Below are 1,119 nucleotides of genomic sequence, written 5' to 3' on the forward strand. Positions count from 1 at the left end.
CCCAGGCGGAATGCTTAATCCGTTAGGTGTGTCACCGAACAGTATACTGCCCGACGACTGGCATTCATCGTTTACGGTGTGGACTACCAGGGTATCTAATCCTGTTTGCTCCCCACACTTTCGCACCTCAGCGTCAGTATCGAGCCAGTGAGCCGCCTTCGCCACTGGTGTTCCTCCAAATATCTACGAATTTCACCTCTACACTTGGAATTCCACTCACCTCTCTCGAACTCTAGACTGATAGTTTTGGAGGCAGTTCCGGGGTTGAGCCCCGGGATTTCACCCCCAACTTTCCAATCCGCCTACGCGCGCTTTACGCCCAGTAATTCCGAACAACGCTAACCCCCTCCGTATTACCGCGGCTGCTGGCACGGAGTTAGCCGGGGTTTCTTTACCAGGTACTGTCATTATCATCCCTGGCGAAAGTGCTTTACGATCCTAAGACCTTCATCACACACGCGGCATGGCTAGATCAGGCTTGCGCCCATTGTCTAAGATTCCCCACTGCTGCCTCCCGTAGGAGTCTGGGCCGTGTCTCAGTCCCAGTGTTGCTGATCATCCTCTAAAACCAGCTATAGATCGTAGACTTGGTAGGCCGTTACCCCACCAACTATCTAATCTAACGCGGGCCGATCCTTCTCCGATAAATCTTTCCCCCGAAGGGCGTATGCGGTATTACTCACCGTTTCCAGTGGCTATTCCGCAGAGAAGGGCACGTTCCCACGCGTTACTAACCCGTCCGCCGCTAGACCCGAAGGTCTCGCTCGACTTGCATGTGTTAGGCCTGCCGCCAGCGTTCGTTCTGAGCCAGGATCAAACTCTCAAGTTGAAACGCATTGCTGCGTATCCTTGACGTCGAACCTCTGCACATCGACCTGCATCCATTACTGAAAGATGCAGACCATTCTCTGTTTGTTGTGCTTCAGCTACAAAGTAGCGAAAGCCGTCCAAACAGTGAAGCTGACACTTCATCATCGGGCCAAGACCCTAGAAGCGCGATATACAGACGTTGATCCATCGAATGAACCAAACCGCCCACATATCTCTTCAGATATCAAATTTTCAAACAGCGTTGAGACAAAAGAAACTGAGATGCGCCCTAACTTATCGGCGCGCCCC

At 52.4% G+C, this 1,119-nt stretch carries 1 protein-coding gene and 1 rRNA gene; one reads left to right on the forward strand and one right to left on the reverse strand.

Annotation, left to right across the window (positions count from 1 at the left end; translation table 11 throughout):
- A 16S ribosomal RNA gene (locus ACGYLC_RS17630) occupies positions 1–829 on the reverse strand; the annotation flags it as partial.
- A gap of 65 nt (positions 830–894) precedes the next feature.
- Between ACGYLC_RS17630 and ACGYLC_RS17635 the strand changes: the two genes are divergently transcribed.
- Positions 895–1,119: hypothetical protein (locus ACGYLC_RS17635; RefSeq protein ID WP_394424237.1), on the forward strand; the 225-nt coding region annotated here is incomplete at its 3' end.

Origin of the sequence: Sulfitobacter sp. 1A12157 (genome assembly GCF_043557345.1) — a bacterium.
Lineage (GTDB): Bacteria > Pseudomonadota > Alphaproteobacteria > Rhodobacterales > Rhodobacteraceae > Sulfitobacter.